20 protein-coding genes and 2 pseudogenes are annotated in these 24,661 nt (G+C 71.7%); 16 read left to right on the top strand and 6 right to left on the bottom strand.

What is annotated here, in order from left to right:
- Positions 1 to 159: 159 nt before the first annotated feature.
- The 6 genes and pseudogenes from O7553_RS28775 to O7553_RS28750 all read left to right on the top strand — a co-directional run bounded on the left by O7553_RS28775 (position 160) and on the right by O7553_RS28750 (position 6,306).
- A complete protein-coding gene (locus O7553_RS28775) occupies positions 160 to 2,046 on the top strand; it encodes a RiPP maturation radical SAM C-methyltransferase (protein WP_281552679.1) in 1,887 nt (628 codons plus the stop codon).
- A gap of 1 nt (position 2,047) precedes the next feature.
- Positions 2,048 to 2,596, top strand: a complete 549-nt coding sequence (locus O7553_RS28770; protein ID WP_281552678.1) for a DUF5825 family protein — start codon at positions 2,048 to 2,050, stop codon at positions 2,594 to 2,596.
- Positions 2,597 to 2,609: 13 nt separating this feature from the next.
- Positions 2,610 to 3,884, top strand: coding sequence for a cytochrome P450 (locus O7553_RS28765; protein WP_281552677.1), 1,275 nt, complete (start codon positions 2,610 to 2,612; stop codon positions 3,882 to 3,884).
- Positions 3,885 to 3,929: 45 nt separating this feature from the next.
- Positions 3,930 to 4,307, top strand: a complete 378-nt coding sequence (locus O7553_RS28760) for a carbohydrate-binding domain-containing protein (protein WP_281552676.1) — start codon at positions 3,930 to 3,932, stop codon at positions 4,305 to 4,307.
- A 212-nt stretch (positions 4,308 to 4,519) separates the two neighbouring features.
- A pseudogene (locus tag O7553_RS28755) lies at positions 4,520 to 5,131 on the top strand (class I SAM-dependent methyltransferase); the annotation flags it as partial.
- A gap of 236 nt (positions 5,132 to 5,367) precedes the next feature.
- Complete coding sequence (locus tag O7553_RS28750) at positions 5,368 to 6,306, top strand: beta-ketoacyl-ACP synthase III (RefSeq protein ID WP_281552675.1); 939 nt, start codon at positions 5,368 to 5,370, stop codon at positions 6,304 to 6,306.
- A gap of 106 nt (positions 6,307 to 6,412) precedes the next feature.
- On the opposite strand, the gene O7553_RS28745 is transcribed toward O7553_RS28750, so the two are convergent.
- A complete protein-coding gene (locus O7553_RS28745) occupies positions 6,413 to 7,273 on the bottom strand; it encodes a cytochrome c biogenesis protein CcdA (RefSeq protein ID WP_281552674.1) in 861 nt (286 codons plus the stop codon).
- 22 nt (positions 7,274 to 7,295) lie between these two features.
- Positions 7,296 to 7,886 (bottom strand): redoxin domain-containing protein, encoded by a 591-nt coding sequence (locus tag O7553_RS28740; RefSeq protein WP_281552673.1) that lies wholly within the window; start codon positions 7,884 to 7,886, stop codon positions 7,296 to 7,298.
- A gap of 122 nt (positions 7,887 to 8,008) precedes the next feature.
- On the opposite strand from O7553_RS28740, the gene O7553_RS28735 reads away from it, so the two are divergent.
- Entirely contained in the window at positions 8,009 to 8,302 is a 294-nt protein-coding gene (locus O7553_RS28735) for a metal-sensitive transcriptional regulator (protein ID WP_278172303.1), read from the top strand.
- 87 nt (positions 8,303 to 8,389) lie between these two features.
- On the top strand, positions 8,390 to 10,690 hold the full coding sequence (locus O7553_RS28730) for a heavy metal translocating P-type ATPase (RefSeq protein WP_281552672.1): 2,301 nt from the start codon (positions 8,390 to 8,392) through the stop codon (positions 10,688 to 10,690).
- On the opposite strand, the gene O7553_RS28725 is transcribed toward O7553_RS28730, so the two are convergent.
- On the bottom strand, positions 10,680 to 10,889 hold the full coding sequence (locus O7553_RS28725; RefSeq protein WP_281552671.1) for a cation transporter: 210 nt from the start codon (positions 10,887 to 10,889) through the stop codon (positions 10,680 to 10,682). The two genes, O7553_RS28730 and O7553_RS28725, sit on opposite strands and share 11 nt — an antisense overlap.
- 208 nt (positions 10,890 to 11,097) lie before the next feature.
- Here O7553_RS28725 and O7553_RS28720 point away from each other — a divergent pair.
- The 4 genes and pseudogenes from O7553_RS28720 to O7553_RS28705 all read left to right on the top strand — a co-directional run.
- Positions 11,098 to 11,697, top strand: a pseudogene (locus O7553_RS28720) (adenylyl cyclase); the annotation flags it as partial.
- 121 nt (positions 11,698 to 11,818) lie between these two features.
- Entirely contained in the window at positions 11,819 to 12,004 is a 186-nt protein-coding gene (locus tag O7553_RS28715; protein ID WP_281552670.1) for a phosphatidylethanolamine-binding protein, read from the top strand.
- 66 nt (positions 12,005 to 12,070) lie between these two features.
- Entirely contained in the window at positions 12,071 to 13,381 is a 1,311-nt protein-coding gene (locus tag O7553_RS28710; protein WP_281552669.1) for a low temperature requirement protein A, read from the top strand.
- A gap of 84 nt (positions 13,382 to 13,465) precedes the next feature.
- Complete coding sequence (locus O7553_RS28705) at positions 13,466 to 16,018, top strand: SpoIIE family protein phosphatase (RefSeq protein ID WP_281552668.1); 2,553 nt, start codon at positions 13,466 to 13,468, stop codon at positions 16,016 to 16,018.
- 57 nt (positions 16,019 to 16,075) lie between these two features.
- On the opposite strand, the gene O7553_RS28700 is transcribed toward O7553_RS28705, so the two are convergent.
- Together O7553_RS28700 and O7553_RS28695 are read right to left on the bottom strand one after the other, a co-directional pair.
- Positions 16,076 to 16,855 carry a trypsin-like serine protease gene (locus O7553_RS28700; RefSeq protein WP_281552667.1) on the bottom strand — a complete coding sequence of 260 codons (780 nt, stop codon included), beginning with the start codon at positions 16,853 to 16,855 and terminating at the stop codon, positions 16,076 to 16,078.
- Positions 16,856 to 17,052: 197 nt separating this feature from the next.
- On the bottom strand, positions 17,053 to 17,598 hold the full coding sequence (locus tag O7553_RS28695; protein ID WP_281552666.1) for a peptidase inhibitor family I36 protein: 546 nt from the start codon (positions 17,596 to 17,598) through the stop codon (positions 17,053 to 17,055).
- Between the two features lie 432 nt (positions 17,599 to 18,030).
- On the opposite strand from O7553_RS28695, the gene O7553_RS28690 reads away from it, so the two are divergent.
- The 3 genes from O7553_RS28690 to O7553_RS28680 all read left to right on the top strand — a co-directional run bounded on the left by O7553_RS28690 (position 18,031) and on the right by O7553_RS28680 (position 21,538).
- Positions 18,031 to 18,534, top strand: a complete 504-nt coding sequence (locus O7553_RS28690; protein WP_281552665.1) for an RNA polymerase sigma factor — start codon at positions 18,031 to 18,033, stop codon at positions 18,532 to 18,534.
- 2 nt (positions 18,535 to 18,536) lie between these two features.
- A complete protein-coding gene (locus tag O7553_RS28685; RefSeq protein ID WP_281552664.1) occupies positions 18,537 to 19,658 on the top strand; it encodes a hypothetical protein in 1,122 nt (373 codons plus the stop codon).
- 65 nt (positions 19,659 to 19,723) lie between these two features.
- Complete coding sequence (locus O7553_RS28680; protein WP_281552663.1) at positions 19,724 to 21,538, top strand: glycoside hydrolase family 15 protein; 1,815 nt, start codon at positions 19,724 to 19,726, stop codon at positions 21,536 to 21,538.
- On the opposite strand, the gene O7553_RS28675 is transcribed toward O7553_RS28680, so the two are convergent.
- Positions 21,471 to 22,778, bottom strand: a complete 1,308-nt coding sequence (locus O7553_RS28675; protein ID WP_281552662.1) for a glycosyltransferase — start codon at positions 22,776 to 22,778, stop codon at positions 21,471 to 21,473. The two genes, O7553_RS28680 and O7553_RS28675, sit on opposite strands and share 68 nt — an antisense overlap.
- A 93-nt stretch (positions 22,779 to 22,871) precedes the next feature.
- On the opposite strand from O7553_RS28675, the gene O7553_RS28670 reads away from it, so the two are divergent.
- Entirely contained in the window at positions 22,872 to 24,638 is a 1,767-nt protein-coding gene (locus O7553_RS28670) for a glycoside hydrolase family 3 N-terminal domain-containing protein (RefSeq protein WP_281552661.1), read from the top strand.
- Positions 24,639 to 24,661 lie beyond the last annotated feature (23 nt).

Raw genomic sequence — 24,661 nt, 5'->3', positions numbered from 1 at the left:
GTACCTGGTCCCGACTCGGAAGGCCGAGAAGTGATCGCGGCCGGCGAGGCGCGGGTAAGTCCGCGTGGAGGGCCGAAGACGTGATCGGCCGGATGGGGCGGTCCCGCCCCATCCGGCGCACCTCGGTATGACGCGCTCACCAGCTGAAAGGCCCGGCCGATGTCCGTATGTCTGGTCGCCATGCCCTGGCAGGCCATCGAATCACCATCACTGCCGATCGGGTTGCTCAAGGCGGTGACCGTCGCCACCGGGCGGCCCGCCCCGACCGCCTACCACGGCAGCCTGCGCTGGGCCGAGTTCCTGATGGAACGCAGCGATGGCGAGCTGAGCCCAGCTGACTACACCGAGGTCGCCGAGGTGGGCCTCTTCGACGGCCTCGGCGACTGGGTCTTCGCCGGGGTGCTGCACGACGACCCCGAGTTCGGCGTGGAGACGCTGCGCCGCTACGCGGCCGAGTACGGCACCGGCATCGCCGGCCCGACCGCGATGCGCCAGTACGCCGCCGACTTCGTCGAGCTGGCCGCCGCCGAGATCCTCGCCACCCGTCCGTCGCTGGTCGGCTTCACCACCACGTTCATGCAGAACGTGCCGAGCCTCGCGGTCGCCCGACGGATCCGCCAGCTCGACCCGGGCGTACGGATCGCGTTCGGGGGCGGCAACTGCGACGGCGCGATGGGGATCGCCCTGCACCGCAACTTCCCGTTCGTCGACTTCGTGGTACGCGGCGAGGGCGAGGTCGCGTTCCCGATGCTGCTGGACGCCCTCGACGCTCGCGACCTCGACGCTGGCGGCAACCTCGGCGCTGGCGACGAGCGTGACGCCCGGCTCGCGCGGATACCCGGGCTGTCCTGGCGCCGGGCCGACGGCACCGCGCGGCACAACCCGCAGGGCGCGCTGCTGCCGCCGGCACGCATCCCCACCCCGGACTTCGACGACTGGTTCGGCCAACTCGCCGCCTCGCCGGTCGGCGAGTACATCGAACCCAAGCTGGTCCTGGAGGGCGCCCGGGGCTGCTGGTGGGGCGAGAAGCACCACTGCACCTTCTGCGGGCTCAACGGCACCGCGATGACGTTCCGGGCCAAGCCCGCCGAACGCATGATCGCCGAGATGACCGAGCTGGTCGGCCGGCACCAGACCCTCGACGTGATCATGGTCGACAACATCATCGACAACCACTACTACGCAGACTTCCTGCCCCGCGTCACCGCGCTCGGCTGGGACCTGCGGCTGCACTACGAGGTCAAGTCCAACCTGCGGCCGACCGAGATCGACGCGCTGCGCGCCGCCGGCGTGGCCCACGTACAGCCCGGCATCGAATCGCTGGTCAGCCCAGTGCTCAAGCTGATGGACAAGGGCGTCTCCGGCGTCCACAACGTACGGACGCTGCGTGACTGCGAGTCCGCCGGGCTCACCGTGTCGTGGAACTGGCTGTACGGGTTCCCCGGCGAACGCCGGGTCGACTACGACCCGGTGCTGCGTCAGCTTCCCCGGCTGGTGCACCTGCAGCCACCGGCCGGCTCGTCGCGGATCCTGCTCGAACGGTTCAGCCCGTACTTCGAGAACCCGGTGCTCGGCTTCCCGACCCGCCGGGCCGCCCGGCTCTATCAGCATGTCTACGACCTGCCCGAGAACGAGCTGGCCGACCTGGTCTACCTGTTCGACACCGAGCCGGCCGGCCTGTCCGAGCAGGACGCCGAGCCGCTGAACGAGCTGCTCAAACGCTGGACCGACGGCTATCCGGCCAGCGCGCTGCAGCTGCTCACCGGCCTGGACGCGGACGAGACAGTGATCGCCGACCGGCGGGTCGGCTGGCCGGAGTGTGAACACCGTATCGCCGATCCCCGGCTGCGCCGTGCGTACGCCGAGCTGGAGCACGGCCGTACCGTCACGGCCCTGGCCGCACGGCTCGCCGCCGCCGGACTGCCGGTGGAGACCGACCGGCTGGCGCGGTGGCTGGCCGAACTCGACGACGCCGGGTTGGTCTTCGAGGAGAACGGCCGCTGGATCAGCCTGGCGACCACCGTCGAACCGGTCAAGGTGGCTTGAGATGGGTACGGCGATGCTGCTCACCGACCGTACCGGTCTGGCCGCCTGGTCGCTGCGGACGGTGACTCTGCCGGAGCCGCTGGACTTCGGCGACTCCCCCGAGCAGGACCTGGCCCAGTTGCGGTTCCTGCGCGCGGTGACCAGCCACGCGGTACGGCTGCGCTGGACCTTACGCGGGCGGCCGTCGTTCCCGCTGGACACCCACGTGCACCTGGTCGCGCCGTCGGCCGGCACCGACCGGGCCAGCCGGGCCTATGCCGGCGAATGGGGCCTGGCCTACCGGTACGGCAGCTGCTACTACCGTCGCGGGCCGGGAATGGTGACGGTCAAGGACGTCCGACCCGGGGTCGAGGCCAGCCGGATGGTGATCACCGACGGTGCCGACGCGTTTCTGCGGCTGGCCGAAGACCCGTCCGGCGTGCCGGCGCCGGGCGACGTCGACGCGGCCGCCGCCGCCGTCGAAGCCGGGCTGGCCTGCGCGGCCGGCGACGCGATACTGATCCTGCCCTACCGGATGCGGCACTGGCCGGTGCCGCATGTGGCGGTCTGAGGCAGCCCCGGCCATGACCGCGTCCGCGCCGCACGAGCCGCAGCCGCACGAGCCGCAGCCGCACGAGCCGCCGCTGTACCCGTTCCGTGACTACGACGAGCTGGGGCTGGACCCGAGGTTGGCCCGGCTGCGCGCCGAGTGCCCGGTGTCCCGGATCCGGCTGCCGTACGGTGGTGACGCCTGGCTCGCCACCCGCTACGCCGACGTGACGACGGTGCTCGCCGACCCCAGGTTCAGCCGGGCCGCCGCCTGCACTCCGGACGTGCCCCGGCAGACCGAGTCGCCGCCGGTGGCCACCACCATCCTCGACCTGGACCGGCCGGAGCACGGCCGACTCAGACGCATCGCCGCCAGCGCGTTCGCCCAGTGGCGCATCGAGCGACTGCGCCCGTACGTCCGGCAGGTCGCCGACGAACGGATCGACGCGTTGCTGGCCGGCCCGGTGCCGGGCGACTTGTACGCGACGGTCGCCCTGCCGGTGCCGCTGACCGTGCTGTGCCACGTCCTCGGTGTACCGCTGGCCGACCGTGATCGGTTCCGCGCCTGGACGCACGCGCTGTTGATGCCCGGGCCGATGCCGGCCGACGAGTTCCGGTCGGTCGCCGCCGCGCTGGAGGACTACCTGCGGGAGCTGATCGCGCACCGCCGCGAGTCCGCCACCGACGACCTGCTGAGCATGCTGGTCCGGGCCACCGACGACGGCGACCGGATGACCGAGCAGGAGCTGGTGTCGTTCGGCGTGACCCTGCTCGCCGCCGGGTTCGAGACCACGGCCAGCCAGCTGGCCAGTTCGGCGTACCTGCTGCTGCGCCACCGGCACCTCTGGGAGTTTCTGGGCCGGGAGCCGGACCGGGTGCCGGCGGTGGTCGACGAGCTGCTCCGGTTCGTGCCGCTCAACGGCGGCAGCGGGCTGCCCCGGGTGGCGACCGAGGACGTCGAGCTGGGTGGGGTGACGGTCCGGGCCGGGGAGGCGGTGTTCGCCTCGACCATCTCCGCCAACCGTGACGACGAGGTGTTCCCGGACGCGGACACCTTCGACCCGGACCGGCGCCCGACGGCCCGGCATGTCACCTTCGGCTACGGTCCGCACCGCTGCCTCGGGGCCTGGCTGGCGACGATGGAGATCCAGGAGGTGGTCGGCGCGCTGGTCGCGGCGGCGCCGGGTCTGCGGCTGGCCGACCCGGACGGGGTACGGTGGCGCGCCGGGACCATCGTGCGCGGCCCGCTCGCGCTGCCGGTCAGCTGGCCGACTCAGGCCGGGCAGTTCCGGTCAGGTCAGTCGGAGTGACCGCTCCCAGTCCACCGCCACCCGGTCAGGGTCGACGTCCCGGTCGTGGTGACCGCCACACGGACAGACCCACGACCGGACGTTCAACGCCAACTGCTCGCAGGCGGTGACGGCATCAGATCCGACGACACCGATCCGGGCCGGGGCCGGCTCACCGTCACCAACGGCACCGTGCGGGTGAATGCCGGCGACGACGCTGTCAAGGGCGAGAACACTGTCGACATCTCCGGTGGCACGGTCACCGTCACCAGCTCCTACGAGGCGATCGAGAGCCGGCAGGTGACCATCTCCGGCGGCACCGTCGACGTCACCGCCCGCGACGACGCGATCAACGGCGCGGTCCACTTCACCGGCGGCACGATACCGCGCCAGGTTCCGGGCCCCAACACCCCGACAAGCGGATTGATTCTCCTGTGGAGGTAGGCCAGTATCGATCAATGGACCAGACTCGTGAAGACGACGTGGCGGTACGGCAGTTCTACGAGACCTACGGCTGGCAGCGCGGATCATCCGGGAAGTACCGGGACGCGGAAGCATTTCGTCGACCTGCGACCGGTGATGGACGGCTACCATCGGCGCCGTGACCAGCGGGTCGCCCGACTGCTGGCGGGCGACGGACCACTGTTGGACCTGGGTGCGGTGGAGCGCCGGTGCCGGTTGCGTCCGACGGCGGCCTACGGGTCAATCTCGATTTCGCGGCAGCGGCGTTACACGGCGCACGGCAGACCCTCGGCGACACCGCCAGCTACCTGCAGGCCGACATCTGCCAGCTGCCCTTTCCGGCGGACACCTTCAGCCGGGTGCTGTGCGCCCACGTGCTCTACCACCTCACTCCGGAGCGACAGACGCTGGCACTCACGGAGATCTGCCGGGTCCTGCGGCCGGGCGTCGTCGCCGTGCTCGTGTACATCCAGGCGTTCGCCCGCCTCCAGAACCTGGCCCGCCGGCTACGGCTGGACTCCCGGCCGGTGGCGGACCTCCCACCGTTGCCCAACCACCCGGTCGACCATCGCCTGCTGCAGGCCGGGCTGCGTGGTCGGGCGCGCATCGAGGTTCGGAGCTGGTCGGTTCTCGCGCCGGAGATCACCCGCACGGTGGTGCCCGGCGGGTGGGCGGGCCGAGCGATGGTGGCCGGAGTCGCGGCGGTCGAAGACCGGCTGCCCTGCTGGAGCGCACAACTCGCCCGCTACCTGATGTTGATCGTCCGCAAGGACCCGGAGCGGATAGGTCCGGCAGATCCTTGCTAGCCACCGGCGGCCCGCGATCGCGACGGTGGACTTGCCGCGGCGTCGGGGAGCGCCCGGGGGACGGTCAAGACCGCAGGTGCTTCCCGAGCGGAGTGGTGGGGGGGTGGTGGGTCGTCTGCGCGATCGGCCGACCGTCCTCAACCACAATGGAGTTCATCCCGGCTGGACTGCGAAAAGGCACTATAGTCGAGCCCAGTCGCTGGCATCACTCGTGGCAGCCCAAGGGAGATAGATCGATGACTGGCTCACGCATTCTCTCCGTTGGGCACTACCAGCCCAGCCGGATCCTCACCAACGCCGACCTGTCGAAGATGGTCGACACCAGCGACGAATGGATCCAGTCCCGGGTCGGGATCCAGACCCGGCACATCGCCGAGCCGGACGAGACCGTCGACGAGATGGCGGCGCACGCCGCCCGCAAGGCACTCGCCCAGAGCGGCCTGTCCCCCGCCGACATCGACTACGTCTCGGTCGCCACCTGCACCGCCATCGACCGGTCGCCGAACATGGCCGCCCGAATCGCCGCCCGCCTCGGGCTCAACCACCCGGCGGTCATCGACGTCAACGTCGCCTGCACCGGGTTCACCTACGCGCTGGCCGCGACCGACCACGCAGTACGCGCCGGCGCGGCGCGTAACGCCATCGTCGTCGGGGTGGAGAAGCTGTCCGACTTCGCCGACTGGACCGACCGTACGACGTGCGTGCTGGTCGGCGACGGCGCGGGAGCCGTGGTGCTGACTGGCGCCGACCAGCCCGGGATCGGTCCGGTCGTCTGGGGCTCGGTCCCCGACATGTCCGACGCGGTACGCATCGAGGGTCGTGCCGGCACGTTCCAGCAGGCCGGCCAGGCGGTTTACCGGTGGGCGACCACAGTGCTACCGACCATCGCCCGGCAGGTCTGCGAACGGGCCGGGGTGGCCCCGGCAGACCTCGCCGCGATCGTGCCGCACCAGGCGAACCTGCGCATCATCAGGTCGCTCGCCGAACGGATCGGTGCGCCGAACGCGATCGTGGCCGAGGACGTCATCGAGTCCGGCAACACCTCCGCCGGCAGCATCCCGATTGCCTTGTCGAAGCTGGTGATGCGCGGCGACATACCGTCCGGCGCACCGATCCTGCTGTTCGGCTTCGGCGGTGGCCTGTCCTACGGAGGCCAGGTCGTCCGCTGCCCGTGACGATCAACTGTCGTCGCCGGCACCGACCACGGTCGACCTGCTGTCGGTCGCGGTGCGTTCAGCGACCGGGCCAGCTGCCGGCCAACGCCCGGACCGTGGTGTTCTCTTACCTGCGGCCCCGATGACGGGACCGGGCCAGCCTGAGCAGGCCGGCACCGGCCAGTAGCACGACCAGGACCGTGGCCAGGACGGCCGCCCCGGCCTGGTCGAGCGTGGCGGCCAGCCACCGCTGGACCATGCCGGCGCCGTCGATCAGCGGGTCCCCGCCCGACCCGCCGCGCAGCAGCCGGATCTCGTACCAGCCGTACCAGGCGACGTAGCCGCCGGCAGCCACCAGCAACGCGCCGCCGACGCGGGACAGCAGCGGGGCCGCGCGGCGGACCCGGCGCAGCAGCCCGTCGCGGGCCAGCGCGACGGTGACGGCTGCGACCGCGACGGTCAGCCCCATCCCGGCGGCGTACGCCACGAACAGGGCCACCCCGGACGCGACCGAGCCGGCGCGGAAGCTGGCCGCCACGATCGCCAGGAACGGAGCGATCGTGCAGGACAGCGACGCGGCGGCGTAGGCCATCCCGAAAACCACCATGGACAGTACGGACCGACTGGTGGCCGGGGCGCGGGACGGCACCATGCCGATGCCGGGCAGCTGCCGGCCGGCGAGCAGCACCCCGCCGAGCCCGATGAGCAGCAGCCCGATGCCGATGGTCAGCCACGGCAGGTGGCGCTGCACTGCCCCGGCTGCCGGGGCCACGACCAGGCCGAACACCCCGAAGACGACGACGAATCCGGCGGTCATCGCGGCCGTCGTGGTCAGTGCCCGACCGACGGCGGCACTCCGACCGGTGCCGGCCGCGGCGTCGCCACTCACCAGGAAGGACAGGTACGCGGGCAGCAGCGCGAACCCACACGGGTTGACGGCGGCGAGGGTGCCTGCCGCCAGGGCGAGCGCGAGCGGTGCGTCGGTCATCGGATCGGGTGGCGGAGGTCGGCTAGCCGGCGATCAGCCGGTCGAGCATGCCGGGCAGCGAGTCGACGTCGACATGTCCCTTGTCGACGACTTCGCCATCGACGTCGAGGACGACGAAGGTGCTCTGCGCGGTGATCTCGAAGTGCCGCCACACCGCGCCCTGCTCGTCGGCCAGTTGCGGAAAGCCGGACAGCTCGGCCAGCTCGACGAACTCGTGCATGGCCGGCACCCCGTCGAGCCCGGCCACGCCGACCACACCGGCGGTGTCGGCGTAGTCGGCGGCCAGTGAGTTGACCCGGGCGGCCTGGCCGAGGCAGGTGGGACACCACGGTGCCCAGAACCACAGCACCGCCGGTTTGCCGGCCAGGCTGCGCCCGTCGAAAGTGTCGCCGGCCAGGGTGTCTGCGGTGAAGGCATAGCTGGCGCTGACACCGCCACCGTCGGTGCCGGCACCATTGTCGGTGTCTGCACCGGTTTCGGGGTCGGTGTCCCCGGCTGGCGTGCCGGCACCGGTTGTGTCCCCGCCGGACGGGGGTGGCGTGCCGTCACCGTCAGCCGAAGTGCCGCAGCCGGCCAACGCCACCGAGCCGGCGACGACAAGGCTGATGATCATCGACCGCACCCGCATGATGTCTGCTCCGTCCCGGTATCCGACGTCCGACGATGTCCGGCAACCGTACCTGCCCGACGGCGGTTTCCTCGCATATACCCCCTGGGGGTTGCTAGCCTACGAGGATGACCAGCCAGACCACCCGCGGCTACACCGCGTCCAAGGACCAGCTCCAGGCCCGGCTGCGCCGCATCGAGGGGCAGGTCCGCGGGATCGAGCGGATGGTCGACGACGACCGGTACTGCATCGACGTGCTGACCCAGATCTCCGCCATCCAGGCGGCTCTGGACAAGGTCGCTCTCGGCCTGTTGGACGGACACGCCCGGCACTGCATGCAGGAGGGTTCCGCCGAGGGCCGCGCGGACGAGATGGCCGCCGAGATGATGGCGGCGGTCGGTCGGCTGATGAAGCGCGGCTGACCTTGTCACACCCACTGCCCGACCCGTGACGATCTACCCCCTAGGGGTATGGTGGGTCCCGCCATCACCGCAGGCGAGGAGGACGGCATGAGCAGCACCGCACCGGGCCGGCCCAAGACGGCGACCCGGATCGAGTTGAGCATCGGTGGGATGACCTGCTCGTCCTGCGCGGCTCGGATCGAGAAGAAGCTCAACCGGATCGACGGGGTGACCGCGACGGTGAACTTCGCCACCGAGAAGGCCAGCGTCACCGTCGAGGATCCGGCCGTGACCGCCGACGAGCTGATCGACGTCGTACGCCGTACCGGCTACACCGCCCAGCTGCCCGCTCCGCCGCAGGATGCCCGCAGCGCAGCGCTTTCCGACGGTTCGGCGGGCGACGAGCGGCCGGCCGTCTCCGACGACCTCCGCTCGCTGCGTACCCGGCTCCGGGTCGCGCTGGTGCTCAGCGTGCCGGTGGTCGTCCTGGCGATGGTGCCCGCCTGGCAGTTCACCTACTGGCAGTGGGTCAGTCTGGTGCTGGCCGTCCCGGTGGTGCTCTACGGCGGCTTGCCGTTGCACCGCGCCGCGTGGACGAATCTGCGGCACGGCGCGGCGACCATGGACACCCTGGTCTCGATGGGGACCCTCGCCGCCCTCGGCTGGTCGCTGTGGGCGCTGTTCTTCGGCACCGCCGGCACCCCCGGCGTGACCCACCCGTTCAGCCTGTCCATCGGTCACGGCACAGCCGCCGCCAACATCTACCTGGAGGTCGCCGCCGGGGTGACCGTGTTCATCCTGCTCGGCCGATACTTCGAAAGCCGCGCCAAGCGCCGCGCCGGTGCGGCGCTGCGGGCCCTGCTCGAGCTGGGCGCGCGGGATGTCGCCGTGCTGCGCGACGGCGTGGAGACCCGGATTCCGGTCGATCAGCTCGCGGTGGGTGACCGGTTCGTCGTCCGGCCCGGCGAGAAGATCGCCACCGACGGCGTGGTGACCGAGGGGTCCTCGGCGGTCGACGCCAGCATGGTCACCGGTGAGTCCGTGCCGGTCGAGGTCGCTCCCGGCGACCCGGTGGTCGGCGCCACCGTCAATGCCGGTGGCCGGCTGATGGTGACGGCCACCCGGGTCGGTGCCGAAACTCAGCTCGCCCAGATGGTCCGGCTGGTGGAGCAGGCGCAGACCGGAAAGGCAGCGGCGCAGCGGCTGGCCGACCGGATCTCCGGTGTCTTCGTGCCGATCGTCATCGCGCTCGCCGTCGGCACCCTCGGCTACTGGCTCGCCACCGGGACGGGCGTCGCGGTGGCGTTCACCGCAGCGGTCGCCGTACTGATCATCGCCTGCCCGTGCGCGCTCGGCCTGGCCACCCCGACGGCGCTGCTGGTCGGCACCGGACGCGGCGCCCAGCTCGGCGTGCTGATCAGAGGCCCGGAGGTACTGGAGTCCACCCGTCGGGTGGACACCGTGCTACTGGACAAGACCGGCACGGTCACCACCGGCACCATGACGCTGGTCGACGTGCTGGTCGACGGCGCCGACCCGGATCCCGACGAACTGCTCCGGCTTGCCGGCGCGGTCGAGGCCGGGTCGGAGCACCCGATCGGCCGGGCGATCGCCGGGGCCGCCACCGAGCGGGTCGGGCCGCTGCCGGCGGTGACCGACTTCGCCGGCCGGCACGGACTGGGTGTACGCGGCACCGTCGGCGGGCGTACCGTGCTGGTCGGTCGGCCGGCGCTGCTGACTGACGAGGGCCTGACCGTGGACGCGGCGCTGGCCGGCAGATTGACCGCCGCCGAGGCCGCCGGCCGGACCGCGGTCATGGTCGGCTGGGACGGTCGGGCCCGGGGCGTGCTGGCCGTCGCTGACCGGGTCAAGCCGACCAGCCGGCCGGCGATCGACGCGCTGCGGCGGCTCGGTCTGACCCCGGTCCTGCTCACCGGGGACAACGCCACCGTCGCCCGGGCGGTCGCCGCCGAGGTCGGGGTCGACGAGGTGATCGCCGGGGTGTTGCCCGCCGACAAGGTGGACGCGGTCAAGCGGTTGCAGGCCGATGGTCGGGTGGTCGCGATGGTCGGTGACGGGGTGAACGACGCCGCCGCCCTGGCCCAGGCCGATCTCGGCCTGGCGATGGGGACCGGCACCGACGCCGCCATTGAGGCCGCCGATCTCACCCTGGTAAGGGGCGACCTGACCGCCGCCGTGGACGCCGTCCGGCTGTCCCGCCGCACCCTGCGGACGATCCAGGGCAACCTGTTCTGGGCGTTCGCCTACAACGTCGCGGCGCTGCCGTTGGCGGCGGCGGGCCTGCTCAACCCGATGATCGCGGGTGCGGCGATGGCGATGTCGTCGGCGTTCGTGGTGGCCAACAGTCTGCGGCTGCGCCGGTTCCGGCCGGTGGTGCTCAGCCGGTGACCAGCTCGTAGCCGGCCTCCTCGACGGCGGCGGCCACCGCCTGGTCGCTGACCGGCTGTTCGCTGGTGACGGTGACCCTGCCGGTGGCCAGGTCGACGTCCACCTCGGTGACCCCGGCGATCCCGCCGATCTCGGTGGACACCGAACCGACGCAGTGGCTGCAGGTCATCCCCTGCACGGTGTAGGTGCTGACCGCCATCTGTCTCTCCCTCGCGACTCGTTGCGATCCGACTCGACCGCTGAGCCTACCCCTACCGGGAATGCGTATTTCGCCGGATCCGGCACCGTCGTCGGCCGGCGACCGGCCAGCACCCCATAGCCAAAGACCGATCCAGCGGGTAGAAACAGATGATTCCCCGACGGCACCGGTGGGTGCCGGCGGGCGACACCGAGAGAGCGCTCTCACGCTCGGCGGCCCGCACATCGGCCGGACCGGCACCGCGCTGCAGATCAACAGCGACCACGTGCTGATCGACCACACCTGGGTGTGGCGGGCCGATCACGGAGTCGAAGGGTTCACCGAGGGCGTCAACGGCGACACCGACCGCTGGCACACCAACACCGGACGGTACGGCGTCGTGGTCAACGGCGACCACGTGACCGCGACCGGACTGTTCGTCGAGCACTTCCAGCGGTACAACACGGTCTGGAACGGCGACCACGGCACCACGGTCCTGTACCAGAACGAGCTGCCGTACGACCCGCCCACCCAGGCCGACTGGATGAACGGCGACACCCCCGGCTGGGCCGGCTACAAGGTCGCCGACCACGTGCGGCACCACCAGCTGTACGGCGGCGGGGTGTACGTGTTCAACCAGAACGACCCGTCGATCCGCACCCGCAACGGCTTCGAGGTGCCGCACCGTCCCGGCGTACGACTGCGGAACATCATGACCGTCAATTTGAGCGCGGGCGCCATCGACCACGTGGTCAACGGGATCGGTGAGGCGGCCGACACGACCCGGGTCGGCGCGCCGGTCTACCTGGTCGAGTTCCCGGAGCCGTGACGGGTCGGGTACCCGGGGCCGGCCGACGGATAGCCGTGGCGATCCCGGGTACCCGCCCGGTCGGACCGTCACACGAGTCGACCGGTCACACGAATCGGACAGGTCACCACGAGGAGGCACGATGTCCGGGAAACGACCAGGCAGCAAGGGCTACGACAACCAGCGCGCCCGGCTGCGCAAGGATCTCGAGAACTCGGGTACGGCCAACGACGCGGGTGCCGACGAGCTCGCCAACGAGATCCTGCAGGAGCAGGCCGACCGCCAGGGCGTGCTGCGCACCGAACGGGGGTCTCGGCCCGAAAGGTGAACGATGATCGTCATGAAATAGGTCGAAAAATGCCATGAAATTCGGTCAGCTCCGCATCATGGTGGGGTGAGTGACGCAGGGCGGTCCCGGGTCCAGCCGGCGGCGCCCGGTGCCAAGGTGACCCGGTTGGAGCTCTTCTTCGACCTGGTCTTCGTCTTCGCCTTCATCCACCTGAACACGCTGGCCGTCGAGGACCTCGACGCCCTGATCCTGTTGGGCGTCATCCTGCTGCTCGCCGCGCTCTGGCTGGCCTGGTCGCGGTTCGCCGTACTCGGCAACAACCTGCGGGCCGACCAGGGCATCATGCCGATCATCGGTTTCGCGATCATGGCGGCGGTCTTCGTCTCCGTCGCGACCTTGCCCGGCACCGAAGACGACGTCGCGGTGCCGTCGTCGTCCGCGCCGCTCTCGATCCCCGGGCAACTCGTGTTTCCGGCCTGCTATTTCATCATCTGGGCGTTGGAGATGGTGGCGCTGCGGCATGCCGCGCGAAACCACCCTTCGTTGCGTGAGATGTGGTGGCGAAGCGCACCGGCGCTGCTCCTCAGTTGCGGGTTGCTGGTGGTGGCCGCGCTCCTGCCGCGACAGTTCACCGGCAATGCCCGGATAGCTGCCTTTGTCACGTTGTGGGGACTTGCCGTCGCCATCGCCTACGCGGTGGTGATCCGGACCAAGGCCCTCGCCGTCGTCTCGGCCGGGCATTGGGCGGAACGACACGCCCAAATCGTGCTGATCGCTCTCGGCGAGTCGGTCATCTCGATCGGCATCGGCGCCGAACTTCTGGCAGGAACACCGTTGACGTTGCCCCTGGTCGCAGGCGTGGTGCTCGGCATCGCGCTGATCTGCGCCCTCTGGTGGTGGTACTTCGACTCCCGCTCGATCGCGGCCGAACATGTGCTGCACCGCACCCAGGGCACCGCCCGGCTCCGACTGGCCCGCGACGCGTACACCCTGCTGCACTTCCCGATGGTCCTCGGGATCATTCTGCTGTCCCTGGGCGCCAAACAGGTCCTCGCCTACCTGGCCAGTGACACCGGCGACCAGGAAAGGGCGGTGCTCGATCCGGTCCACCTGTGGGTGCTGTACGGCGGCGTCGTGCTCTACCTGCTGGCCCTGCTCGCATTCCAGGCGCGGACGGTCCGATCCGTGGATCCGCTCGGCGCGTTGCCCGTCCTGGTCATCACCGCGCTGCTGCCGATGGCCCCGTTCATGCCGCCGCTCGCCGCGCTCGCCCTGCTCAGCCTGATCGCCGTCGCCGCGGCCGCGGTGGACAACCTACGCGGCGGCAGCCATCGCCGGTCGCTACGCGGCAGCCAGCTCGCTCAACAGCAGGCGTTGGAGAGCGAGGAGACCAACTGGCGCCGACGGCACCTGTGAGCCGTACGGCACCCGACGCTGTCATTATCGTCTGATGCGCAACCAGGTAGTCCTCCTGGTGCGTGGCCGGGGAGGATGACAGCTTTGACACAGGTCGCCGGCGAGCCGGCACGCTGGCGACACCGGACCGGGCGGCTGGGCCGGTCGGCGCTGATCGCGCTCTGCGTCGCTGCCGCATACGCGCTCGGCTCCGGCTGCGCCTGGTTGCTGTTCCACGCCTCGGCCGTCGGCGCGGTGTTCTTTCCGCCGGCCGGGGTGACCCTCGGCGCGCTGGTGCTGGCCCGCCGCCGACACTGGCCGTGGATCCTCGGTGCCGTCGGTCTCACCGAGTTCGGCATCGACCTGTGGCAGGGGATCGGACCGCCGGTCGCACTCGGCTTCGCGCTCACCAACGTCGCCGAACCGCTGGTCGGTGCCGCCGGGCTGCGATGGCTGCGGCCGGGCCGGATCGACCTGACCCGGTACCGCGACGCGGCGGCGTTCCTGCTCTACCCGGTGGGCATCGGCCCGTTGGTCGGCGCGGTGATCGGGGCCACGACCAGCGCGGTCGGCACCGGTGGCGCCTGGTGGCCGGCGTTGGGCCGGTTCTGGGCCGGCGACGGGCTCGCGGTGCTCACCCTCGGTGCCGCCCTGGTCGGCCTCGACGCGATCCGCGGCCGGGTCCGACCCTGGCAGCTGGTCCGGGGCGGTACGGCGTTGGCCGGCACCGGGGCGTTGACCGTCATCGGTTTCTGGCCCCGGGAGGTGCCGCTGTCCTACCTGCCGGTGCCGGTGCTGCTCGCGGTCGGCTTCCTGGGCCGGGTGGCGACCGTCGGGGCCGCCGGATTCGTGATGGCGTTCGCCGCGAATCTGCTCAGCGCCGCCGGGCACGGGCCGTGGTCGGTGCTGGCCGGGCAGCCCTGGCTGGAGGCGGCGTCGCTGCAGATCTACCTGGCGGTGGTGGTGCTCGGGGCCTGGGCGCTGGCGATCGCGGTGGCGCAACGGGACCGGGCGCAGGCCGAGTCGCGTCGTGAGGTGGCCGCCCGCCGTCGGTTGCAGGCGCTGCAGGACGTCACCGCCGGGCTGGCCACCTCCGCGACGTCCGACCAGGTGATCCGGGTGCTGGTCGACCGGGGCGTCGGCCTGGTCGCCGACCACGGCGCGGTCGCGCTCACCGATCTGGCCGGCGGCTCGGTCCGAAGCTGGCCGACGGCGGCCCTCGCGGACCAGGTCGCCGGAGGCTTCGCCACGTTCCCGCTCGACGGGTCGGACCGGTTGCCGGTCGTCGACGTGGTCCGGACCGGCCGGCCGGTCCAACTGCCGACCCGGGCGGCGCTGGACGCTCGTTACCCCGCGCTCGCCGACGCCCACGCTCGCACCGGCACCCGCAGTCTGCTGGCGGTGCCGGTCAAGGTCGGCGACCGGTGCCTCGGTGCGCTGGCGTTCGCGTTTCGTCGGGACGACGCGATCACCCCGGAGGTGGTTTCGATCGCCCGTACCCTCGCCGAACTCGCTGGTCAGGCCGTCGACCGGGCAGCGATGTACGAGTCCGAGCACGCCGCCGCGCACCAGTTGCAACGGGCGTTGCTGCCGCAGATCTCGCCGGACCTGCCGGGCGTCACGGCCGCCGTGTGCTACCGGCCGGCGGAGCACGGCCGCGACGTGGGCGGCGACTGGTACGACGTGTTCGAGCTGCCCGGCAACCGGGTGGGTATCGCGGTCGGAGACGTCGTCGGCCACGGGTTGTCGTCGGCGATCACGATGGGCCGGCTGCAGCAGTCGCTGCGCTCGGTGGCGCAGACCGGTGCGTCGCCGGTCGAGGTGCTGGAGGCGCTGGACACCGCCTGCCAGACGATCGACGGGGCCGACTTCGCCACCGTCGGGTACGCCGAGTACAGCCCCACCGACCGGCTGCTCACCTACGCCTGCGCCGGTCATCTGCCGCCGCTGCTGGTGGCCGGCGGGGACAGCCGCTACCTGACCGACGCCCGGTCGCTGCCGCTGCGGCTGACCGCGCAGCCCCGGACCCAGGCCCAGATCGCGGTGCCCGACTCGGCGATGCTGGTCTGGTACTCCGACGGGCTGGTCGAGCGGCGTGGTCAGGTGATCGACGCCGGGTTGGACCGACTCGGCCGGGCCGCCGCCGGGTTGTCCGGCACCGAGCCACAGGTCTGGTGCGACCGGCTGTTGGACGCGATGACCGACGGCCAGGTGATCACCGACGACACGGTGGTGGCCTGCGTACATCTGGACGGGCTGCCCACCGGCACGGACGGCTCCCCGGTGCTGCGGCTGACCCTGACCTCCCCCGCCGACCTGTCCGCCGCGCGCCGGGCACTGCGGGACTGGTCCGCGGGCAACGACCTCACTCCGGATCAGGCCGACGCACTGCTGGCCACCTGCAACGAAGCCTTGATCAACTCGTTGGAGCACGCCTACCACGGGCGTCCGGGCGGCCCGGTCGCACTGCAGGTGATGCTGCTCGACCGGCAGCAGGTCCGGATCGAGGTCACCGACCGGGGACATTGGCGGGGTCACTCGCACGACGGGTCCGACCGGGGACGCGGGCTCGATCTGATCAACAGGATGGCCCGCCGGCTGGTGCTCGACCTCTCCGGTGCCGGCACCCGGGTGACCATCACCCTGCCCGGCCGGTAGCCGGTGCCGTCCCGGTGGTCTACCACCGGGGCGGGTGGTCGACCACCGGGACGGGGATCAGCCCCGGATCGCCTGGCGGATCCAGTCGGTGATGTTGTCGACCCGCGACGTCGTCTCGACGTCGGAGTGCGGGCAGTCCGGGCCGAAGCTCTCCACCGACACCAGCGCCGGACCGCGGCGACCCCGCTCGACGAAGTACGGGGCACCGGAGTCGTACGCGCAGGCGCTGGTGTCCGGGTGCGGGTACCGACCGGTCACGCCGATGGTCGAGTCGGCGACCTCGGTGACGGCGAACAGCCCGGTTCGCAGCACGGTCGACGGCACCGGGTCGACCGACGTGTCGGCGCCGTATCCGGTTAGCCGGACGAGAGCACCGACCCGCGGCGGCCGGTGGGCCAGGGCGATCGGCTTTATGCCGCGTACCGGCTGGTCCAGCTTTGCCAGCGCCAGGTCGTTGGTGGGCGACTGGCGTACCGCGATCACGGTGGCGACCTGGCCGCCGTCGCCGGTGAGGTCCGCCCGGCCGACCGTCGCGGTGGTCAGGTCGGCGACCGGGCGGTCGACCCGTACGCCGTCGAAGGTCCGGAAGCAGTGCCCGGCGGTGACCACCCACTGCGGATCGATGAGGGCTCCGGAGCAGGCGCTGTTGCGGCGGCCGCCGTCGGCCGTCGGGATCCCGGTCATCGTCAACTTCACCGAGAACTGGTACCTGCCGTCGGGGACGACCTTGCCGTTGGCGACGGCGCTGGCCGGCCCGGCGGCGGCCAGGCCGAGGCCGGCCGTCACGGCCAGCGTGAGCGCCGCCGTGGCCAGGCGGGAGGCGAGGGTACGGGACACAGCGGTTCCTTGTCGGATGGCCGCACCGGACGACCGGGTCGAAGGCTGGGCGGTACCGGTGCCGGCGGGCAGCGGACGTTGGACGTCTCGACGCTAGGTCGGCCCGCTGGCCATCGGACATGGACATTTCCCTACATCTACCCGCCCGGCCCGGGTGGCGGTACCGGCTCACCGGCAGCCCGTCACCGCACGGAACATCAGCTGCACGCGCGGTAGACGTAGTCGGCCCGGTTGCGGTGCGGTGAGACGTCGGGCATGGTCCGGCGGGCCGTGTCGACCACGAAGAGTTTGGTGTCGGTCGGGCCGGTCTCGTCGAGGAACGTGGTGCTGCCGTAGTTGAGGTTGTAGTGCACGGACTCGGTCCGGTTGCGCCACCCCCAGTGGCCGAGGTCCTGCCATCCGCAGTCGCTGAGCCGGCCCCGTGGATAGGTGTAGTTGGTGCCGTCGTAGAAGCAGAACCAGCCACCCGGGCAGTCCGGCCCGGCGAGCGGCGCGATTCCGGCGGGGCGGGCAACGCTGACGATGAACACCCCGCCGGAGTAGGCGATGTCGGTCTGGCTGATCTGGCTGCCGCCGGGGTGGGTAGCAAGATAGGCGTCCACCCGGGACTGGACGGCGGTGGGGCCGGCCGCGGCGACGCCGGGCTGCAGGCCGGTGGCCAGTACGGCGACGGCCAGTACGGCGGGCGCCAACCGCCGACTCAGGTGCGGGGTCCGGCGACGGATCCGGGTGGGTGGCGTCATGGCGGGCTCCAGTTGCTCCAGGTGGCGTCCAGTAGTGGGTTGGGTGTACCGGCAGTGCCGGTGTCACCCTCAGTACTCAGTCAGAAACTTTGCGACACGACACCGCCGACGATAGCCAATCAACCAACGAGATCGCCATATCCGCGTCAGTGAATAAACGAACAGCAATCACATTTTTGGGCCCAGAGTGAGCTGCAACTTTCGGCCAGCAACCACCACCACGCAAAGCGCGGCTTTCTCATGTTCCACATCCTGGAATAATCGACCATGATCGACAAAAATCTTCGGGCACGATCTGGCACGCTGACGCCTCTTACAGGGCGGATGCCGGCACCGGCACCCCCTATTGCCACGGCGCCACCGGAACGAGCACCGAGGAGCATTGTGGATGCAGAGGATGCGGCAGAACTCGATGCATGGCTCGGGGAACAGGTGAGTCAGCATCATGCGCTGCTGTGGACGGTACTGTTTCAGCGCCTCGATGACACCAGAGTCGCCGAAGCACTTCTGCAGGAGACATTCGTCCGGGCCTGGCTGCACCGTCGGGACGGTCACCGGATCCGGCATCCGCGGGCGTGGCTCTACCGGCTGGCCCGACGACTGGCCGAGGAACGTCTCGACAAGGACCCTCGCAGCCAGCAGGCCCGGCGTACCACCGCACTGACCCTGGTGGTCAGCAACGACGGCGAACCCGGCGCCAGCGTCCTGCGTCAGGACGTGGCCCGGTTCGGCCGACGGCTCAGCGTCAAGGACCGGGAGTGCCTGCTGCTGACCAGCTACGGCGTCAGCACGGCCGACATCGCCGCCATGTTGCGGATGACCCCGGCAGCGGTACGGCGGTCGCTACACCGGACCCGCCGCGCGTTGCACAAGCTACGGGACAAGGTGCAGGGCCGGCGTACCCGGCGCATCCCGGCCAGACATGGGAAGGACTGACCATGGATCAGGAGCCGGTCGAGGACGAGTTCCGCCGCGACGAGCTGGTGCAGCTGGCTGTCCGGGCCCTGCTGCCCAGGCAGGGACGGATTCCGCCGCCACCCGAGATCGACGTCACGGACCTGATAGCCGTTGCGCACCAGCGCCAGTCGTCGCAGGAATCGACCCGCTGGCGGTGGCGGTCCAGGCGGTGGTGGCCGCAGCTGTGGCGGTCCAGGCGGTGGCGGCCCAGGCTGTGGCGGGTCGCGGTCCCTGCGGTCGTTCTGGTCGTGCTGCCAATCGTCGGGGTCGAAGTGGTCCGCTCGTACAGCGAGCCCGGGCCGGCCGGACCGGACGCCACCGACCCGGTCCTCGCCGACCCGCAACAGCCCCTGCCGCTGACCGCAGGCGCGGGCACCGCCCCGGCCCGCCACCAGTTGGCGGCGATCGCCCGGCACGTCCACTCACTCGACCAACCAGCAGTCGACCAACCAGCACTGGATCAACCGGTGCCGGACCAGCCGGCCACCGCCGACCGCTACACCTACGTCCACCTGCGGGCCTGGTGGCGCGACGATCCCGCCACCGGGCAGGACGGCGGAGCGTACGACCGGCGACTGTGGTGGGCCGCCGACCGGTCCGGGCAGGAGACCCGGATCGACCCGGCGAACCCGGACCGGCCCGCCGAAGTGGTCGAGTACCCGCCCGGCGCGCTCGGTGTCGCCGTACCCGATCCCGCCGCCGACCGGACGGTGCTGGCCGGCCAGCTCGCCGAGGAACAGCCGATGCACGAAGGCCCGCAGGCCGCGCTGCGGGCAGTCGTCGGCCTCTACCGGTTTCACGACCTGTCCCCGGCCCAGCGGGCCGCCGCCCTGGCCGTCCTCGCCGACGCGGAGCTGGTCACCCACGGTCCGGTGCTGGACCGGGCCGGCCGGTCCGGCGTCGCGGTCAGCGCGACCGGTGACATGGACGGCCGCCCGGTGCGGGACACCGCCGTGATCGACACCGCCACCGGCCGGCTACTCAGCTACGAGCGGGTGGCCCTACCCGCCGACGACCGCGCGGCGGCCGGCACCGTCACCTACTACCTGGTGTTCCTGCGCTCCGGCCGGGTCGGTCGACTCGGCGCCGAACCGACCGACTGACCCGTCACCGGATATCCGACCCGAACGGCCGGCATGAGCCTCCGGCGGGCGGGTACCCGGTGACGATGCCCGACATTGCCAGCTACGGGCTCCTGAGTGACTGCCAGGGAGCGGCGTTACTGTCCGCGGACGGCTCCGTCGACTGGTGGTGCCCGGCCCGGTTCGACGCGCCGAGCGTCTTCGCCCGGCTGCTCGACCCCGACGCCGGACACTGGTCCATCTCCCCGGTCGACGGGCACCGCACCGCCCGCCGCTACCTGGCGGACACCATGGTGCTGCAGACCGACTTCCGGACCGCCGACGGCGAGCTGCGGCTCACCGACGCGCTCGCGCTCGGCCCCGGCGAACGCGGTCACCGCATCGGCGACGCCTCGCCGCACGTACTGCTGCGCCGGGTCGAGGTCCTGACCGGCACCGTGCAGGTCGACGTCGACCTGGTGGTGCGGCCCGAGTACGGCCGGGTCGTTCCGGTGGTGACCGGCGACGACGGGCGGATCGAGCTGGTCGGCGGCAGTGACCGGCTGATCCTGACCGGCGACCCGCTGCCGGCCGAACTGTCCGTCGGGGTGGACCGGATCACCGGCCGGCTCACCCTCACCGCCGGACAGACCGTACGGTTCGCGCTGCGGCACCTGCGCGCCGACGACACCGCGCCGCCGGCCGACGACCAGCGGTACACCGTGGACGACACCGTCGCCGGCTGGCGGTCCTGGGCCGACGAGCACCACAGCTACCAGGGGCTCTACCAGGAACAGGTACGGCGCAGCGCGCTGGTGCTACAGGCGCTGACCTACCAGCCGACCGGTGCGGTGGTGGCCGCGCCGACCAGCTCGCTGCCCGAGGAGGTCGGCGGCGGCGCGAACTGGGACTACCGGTACGCCTGGCTGCGCGACGGGGCGTTCACCATGCAGGCGCTGTGGGTGGCCGCCTGCCCCGACGAAGCGCACCGGTTCTTCGACTGGATCGCCGACTCGGTCGGTGAGCTGCCCACCGACCAGCCGGTGCCGATCATGTTCGGGGTCGGCGGCGAGCGGGATCTGACCGAGCACGATCTGGAGCACCTGCGCGGCTACCGGGGTTCGACGCCGGTACGGGTCGGCAACGACGCCTGGCGACAGCGGCAGCTCGACGTACTCGGCGAGGTGATGCACGGTGCCTGGATCCTGCGCGACCGGCTCGGCGACCTGGCGACGGGCACCGTACATCTGCTCCGGGGCCTTGCCGACCGGGCCTGCCGCACCTGGTCCCAGCCGGACTCCGGGATCTGGGAGGGTCGGGAGGGCGAACGCCACTACCTCACCTCGAAGCTGATGTGCTGGGTTGCGCTGGACCGGGCCATCGGGCTGGCACCGACGCTGCACGCCGAGCGCGACGTCGACCGTTGGCACCGGACCCGGGAACAGATCCGCACGGCGATCCTCGACGAAGGTTGGAGCGACCGGCGCCAGGCGTTCACCGGCGCGTTCGGCTCCGACCATCTCGACGCCGGGGTCCTGATCATGCCGATCATGGGGTTCCTGCCTGGCACCGACCACAGGGTGGTCGCCACGATCGACGCCATCGAGGCGGACCTGACCCACGACGGCCTGGTCCAGCGGTGGACCGGCGGAGAGGACGAAGGAGCCTTCCTGATCTGCTCCTACTGGCTGGCCGAGGCCCTCGCGTTGGCCGGCCGGCGCGACCGGGCCCGCCAGGTCTTCGACGCGGCCACCGGATGCGCGAACGATCTCGGTCTGCTCGCCGAGGAGGTGGACCGCCGCGACGGCACCCTGATCGGCAACTTTCCGCAGGGGCTGTCACACATCGGCCTGATCAACGCGGCGTGGACGCTGTCCCGGACCGGGGAGGCGTCGCAACCCCCGGGCCCACCCGTCGGGTGACCGGGCGTCTGGCGTCCGTCGGTGCCAGTGCGGCCACCGCCGTCAGGTTCAGGCCGGCGAGGTTCGCCCGGTACCGTCGATCGTCGAGAATCCGCCACACCGCAGCGGCGATTCGGTCGGCGCAGCCGACATCCAACAACCGGTACGCGGCGTCCCGCCCGGTGCAGGCACCCGCGTCGAGGCTGATCCCGATGCCGAGCCGGGCCGCCTGCCGGGCGACCAGCGGCTGATCGCCGAAGAACGGCACGACGACCATCGGCACCCTGGTGAGGATCGCCTCGTGGAAGCTGTTGCTGCCCCCGTGGGTGACGAACACGTCGGCCCGGCTGAGCACCCGCTGCTGGTCGACGGCGTGCCGGATCACCCAGTTCGCCGGGTAGCGGTCCAGAATACGGCGGCCCCGGGTCGGGAACACCACCGTCACCTCCGGCGAGGACCAGTGCCGGGCCAGACCCGCGACGCACCGACGCAGCGCGCCGACCAGTTCCGGCTCGGCGTACCAGAGGTTGTCCAGCACCTCGGTGCCGAAGGACAGGTAGACGACCGACCGGGCCGGTCCGGTGCCCCGGCGCTGCCGGCCTGTGCCCCGGCCGTCCTGGCTGTCCGGCCGGTTCCGGGACGGCCAGCCGTCGGAGAGGTAGCCGGCGAAGCGGTAGCCGACCGCCGCGCGGTTGTCCCGGAAGTCGGGCGGCGTGACCGCACGGTACGACCAGAGGATGTTCTGCTCGGCCGGCAGATGCAGACAGTTCGAGACGAGTTCCACCGTGGCCGGGTCGAGCGTGACGCCGTACCGCCGGTCCAGAGCGTCCAGTGCCGCCGTGTTCGGCGGTGCCGTCAGACAGTGCCGGAGGTATCCGGCGTCCGTCATCGGCCCGACCAGTCCCGGCACCGAGCACCACGCCGGCACGCCCAGCCAACGGGCGACCAGTGCGCCCTCGATCGCGCAGAAGTCGTACAGCACCAGGTCGGGACGGTAGGCGCGGGCCACCGCCAGGCATTCGCCGAACAACCGGTACGCCCGGTCGAACACCCGGTCCGCCGGGGTGTTGCGGAACTCGCGGCAACCCGGCAAAGCGACGGTCGACCCGGCCAGGTCACCCAGCCGGGGCACGGTGGTCTGCCGGTCGACGAGCACCAGCCGGAAGCTGTCCTCGGCCCGGTGCCGGCGGATCAGCCGTTTGAGAATGTTGAGGTGTCCCTCGTTGGGGATGCTGAATACGAGCACCCGTCGTCGCGGCATCCCGCACCTTTCCCGCCGGCCGGCCCGATAAACCACCCCGGATACCGGGCCGAACCGCCTACCAGACGGCGCGCACCCCGTTACCGTCGGCCGGTGACCACCCAGCAGCCGACCGTCACCCGATCACGGCCATCGCAGCAGCAGGCGGACGACCTGTTGGGCCGGATGACCCTGGCGGAAAAAGCCGGCCTGCTGTTCCACCCGATGATCGGCATCGGTCCGGGCGGCACCCTCGCGCCGGCCGACCCGGACGCCGGCCTGCTCGCCGCCGAGGACCTCGTGCTGCACCACCGGATCAGCCACGTCAACCTGGTCGGCACTGCGGCACCGGCTGACCTTGCCCGCTGGCACAACCAGCTGCAGGACCTGGCCGCGTCGACCCGGCTCGGCGTACCGGTGACGGTCTCCACCGATCCCCGGCACGCCCGGTCCGCCAACCCCAACACGGCGGCGCTGGCCGGAGCCTTCTCCACCTGGCCGGAACCGCTGGGGCTGGCCGCCACCGGCGACCCGGAGCTGGTGCGAAGGCACGCCGACACCGTACGGCGGGAGTACCTGGCGGTCGGCATCCGGGCCGCGCTGCACCCGCAGGCGGACGTCGCCACGGACCCGCGCTGGCCACGGGTGCTGGGCACCTTCGGCGAGGACCCGGAGCTGGTCAGCCGGCTGACGGTGGCGTACCTGTCCGGGTTGCAGGGTCCGACGCTCGGACCGGACAGCGTCGCCGCGCTGGTCAAGCACTTCCCCGGCGGCGGCCCGGTGCGCACCGGCGAGGACCCCCATTTCCGGTACGGCGCCGAGCAGGCCTACCCGGGTGGCCGCCTCGCCGCCCACCTGGCGCCGTTCGTGGCGGCCATCCGGGCCGGCGCCGCGCAGGTGATGCTCGGCTACGGGCTGCCGGTCGGCACCGAGCTGCCGCCGGTGGCGTTCGCCTTCAACCACGAGGTGGTGACCGGGCTGCTCCGCCAGCAGTTGGGTTTCACCGGGGTGATCTGCGCCGACTGGGGGGTGCTGACCGACGCCTGCTTCCGGGGCGAGGACCGGCCGGCCCGGGCCTGGGGCGTCGAACACCTCGAACCGGCGCAGCGGCTGCGTGCCGCGCTGCACGCCGGGGTGGACCAGTTCGGCGGCGAGGCCCGCCCGGACCTGGTGGTCGACCTGGTCCGCAGCGGCCAGGTCACCGAGGACCGGATCGACGAGTCGGCCCGTCGCGTCCTGCACGACAAGCTGCGGCTCGGCCTGTTCGAGCACCGCTACGTCGACCCGGAGCACGCCGCGCAGGTGGTCGGTGGCCCGCCGGCCCGTGCCGCCGGGCTGGCCGCCCAACGGGCCTGCGTGACGCTGCTGCGTCAGGCTCCGCCGGACAGCCCGGCCCGGCTGCCACTCGCCCCCGGCCTGCGGGTGTACGCCGAGGGCCCGCTGCGTGCCGCGCTGCGGGGCAGGTGGACGGTGGTGTCGGAGCCGGGTCAGGCGGACGTGGCGGTGCTGCGGCTGGCCGCACCGTACGAGCGGCGGCCCGGACCGGTGGAGGCGTACTTCCACGCCGGACCGTTGGAGTTCCCGGCGGGTGCGCTGGACCGGGTGCTGGCGGTCGCGGCAGCGGTGCCGACCGTCGTGGACGTCTACCTGGACCGGCCGGCGGTGCTCACCCCGCTCGCCGACCGGGTCGGCACGCTGCTGGTCAGCTTCGGCGTCGAGGACACCGCGCTGGTCGACGTACTCGCCGGGGAGCCGGCACCGACCGGCCGGCTACCCGTCGATCTGCCGGCCAGTCAACGGGCCGTGCTCGCCGGGCAGCCGGACGCCCCGTTCGACGACCCGGACCCGTTGTTCCGGTACGGCCACGGGCTAACGTTCTGACCGGGAAGTTCAGGGGTGGCCGG

The organism is Solwaraspora sp. WMMA2059 (assembly GCF_027497315.1).
Lineage (GTDB): Bacteria > Actinomycetota > Actinomycetes > Mycobacteriales > Micromonosporaceae > Micromonospora_E.
Note: the sequence above shows the minus strand (reverse complement) of the source record. Positions and strands in the feature narration are given on the sequence as shown.

What these genes read in the sequence shown, in the direction of transcription:
- O7553_RS28775 (WP_281552679.1), top strand. Translation starts at nt 160, where the DNA reads ATGTCCGTATGTCTGGTCGCCATGCCCTGGCAGGCCATCGAATCACCA.
- O7553_RS28770 (WP_281552678.1), top strand. Translation starts at nt 2,048, where the DNA reads ATGGGTACGGCGATGCTGCTCACCGACCGTACCGGTCTGGCCGCCTGG.
- O7553_RS28765 (WP_281552677.1), top strand. Translation starts at nt 2,610, where the DNA reads ATGACCGCGTCCGCGCCGCACGAGCCGCAGCCGCACGAGCCGCAGCCG.
- O7553_RS28750 (WP_281552675.1), top strand. Translation starts at nt 5,368, where the DNA reads ATGACTGGCTCACGCATTCTCTCCGTTGGGCACTACCAGCCCAGCCGG.
- O7553_RS28745 (WP_281552674.1), bottom strand. Translation starts at nt 7,273, where the DNA reads ATGACCGACGCACCGCTCGCGCTCGCCCTGGCGGCAGGCACCCTCGCC.
- O7553_RS28740 (WP_281552673.1), bottom strand. Translation starts at nt 7,886, where the DNA reads ATGATCATCAGCCTTGTCGTCGCCGGCTCGGTGGCGTTGGCCGGCTGC.
- O7553_RS28735 (WP_278172303.1), top strand. Translation starts at nt 8,009, where the DNA reads ATGACCAGCCAGACCACCCGCGGCTACACCGCGTCCAAGGACCAGCTC.
- O7553_RS28730 (WP_281552672.1), top strand. Translation starts at nt 8,390, where the DNA reads ATGAGCAGCACCGCACCGGGCCGGCCCAAGACGGCGACCCGGATCGAG.
- O7553_RS28725 (WP_281552671.1), bottom strand. Translation starts at nt 10,889, where the DNA reads ATGGCGGTCAGCACCTACACCGTGCAGGGGATGACCTGCAGCCACTGC.
- O7553_RS28715 (WP_281552670.1), top strand. Translation starts at nt 11,819, where the DNA reads ATGTCCGGGAAACGACCAGGCAGCAAGGGCTACGACAACCAGCGCGCC.
- O7553_RS28695 (WP_281552666.1), bottom strand. Translation starts at nt 17,598, where the DNA reads ATGACGCCACCCACCCGGATCCGTCGCCGGACCCCGCACCTGAGTCGG.
- O7553_RS28685 (WP_281552664.1), top strand. Translation starts at nt 18,537, where the DNA reads ATGGATCAGGAGCCGGTCGAGGACGAGTTCCGCCGCGACGAGCTGGTG.
- O7553_RS28680 (WP_281552663.1), top strand. Translation starts at nt 19,724, where the DNA reads ATGCCCGACATTGCCAGCTACGGGCTCCTGAGTGACTGCCAGGGAGCG.
- O7553_RS28675 (WP_281552662.1), bottom strand. Translation starts at nt 22,778, where the DNA reads ATGCCGCGACGACGGGTGCTCGTATTCAGCATCCCCAACGAGGGACAC.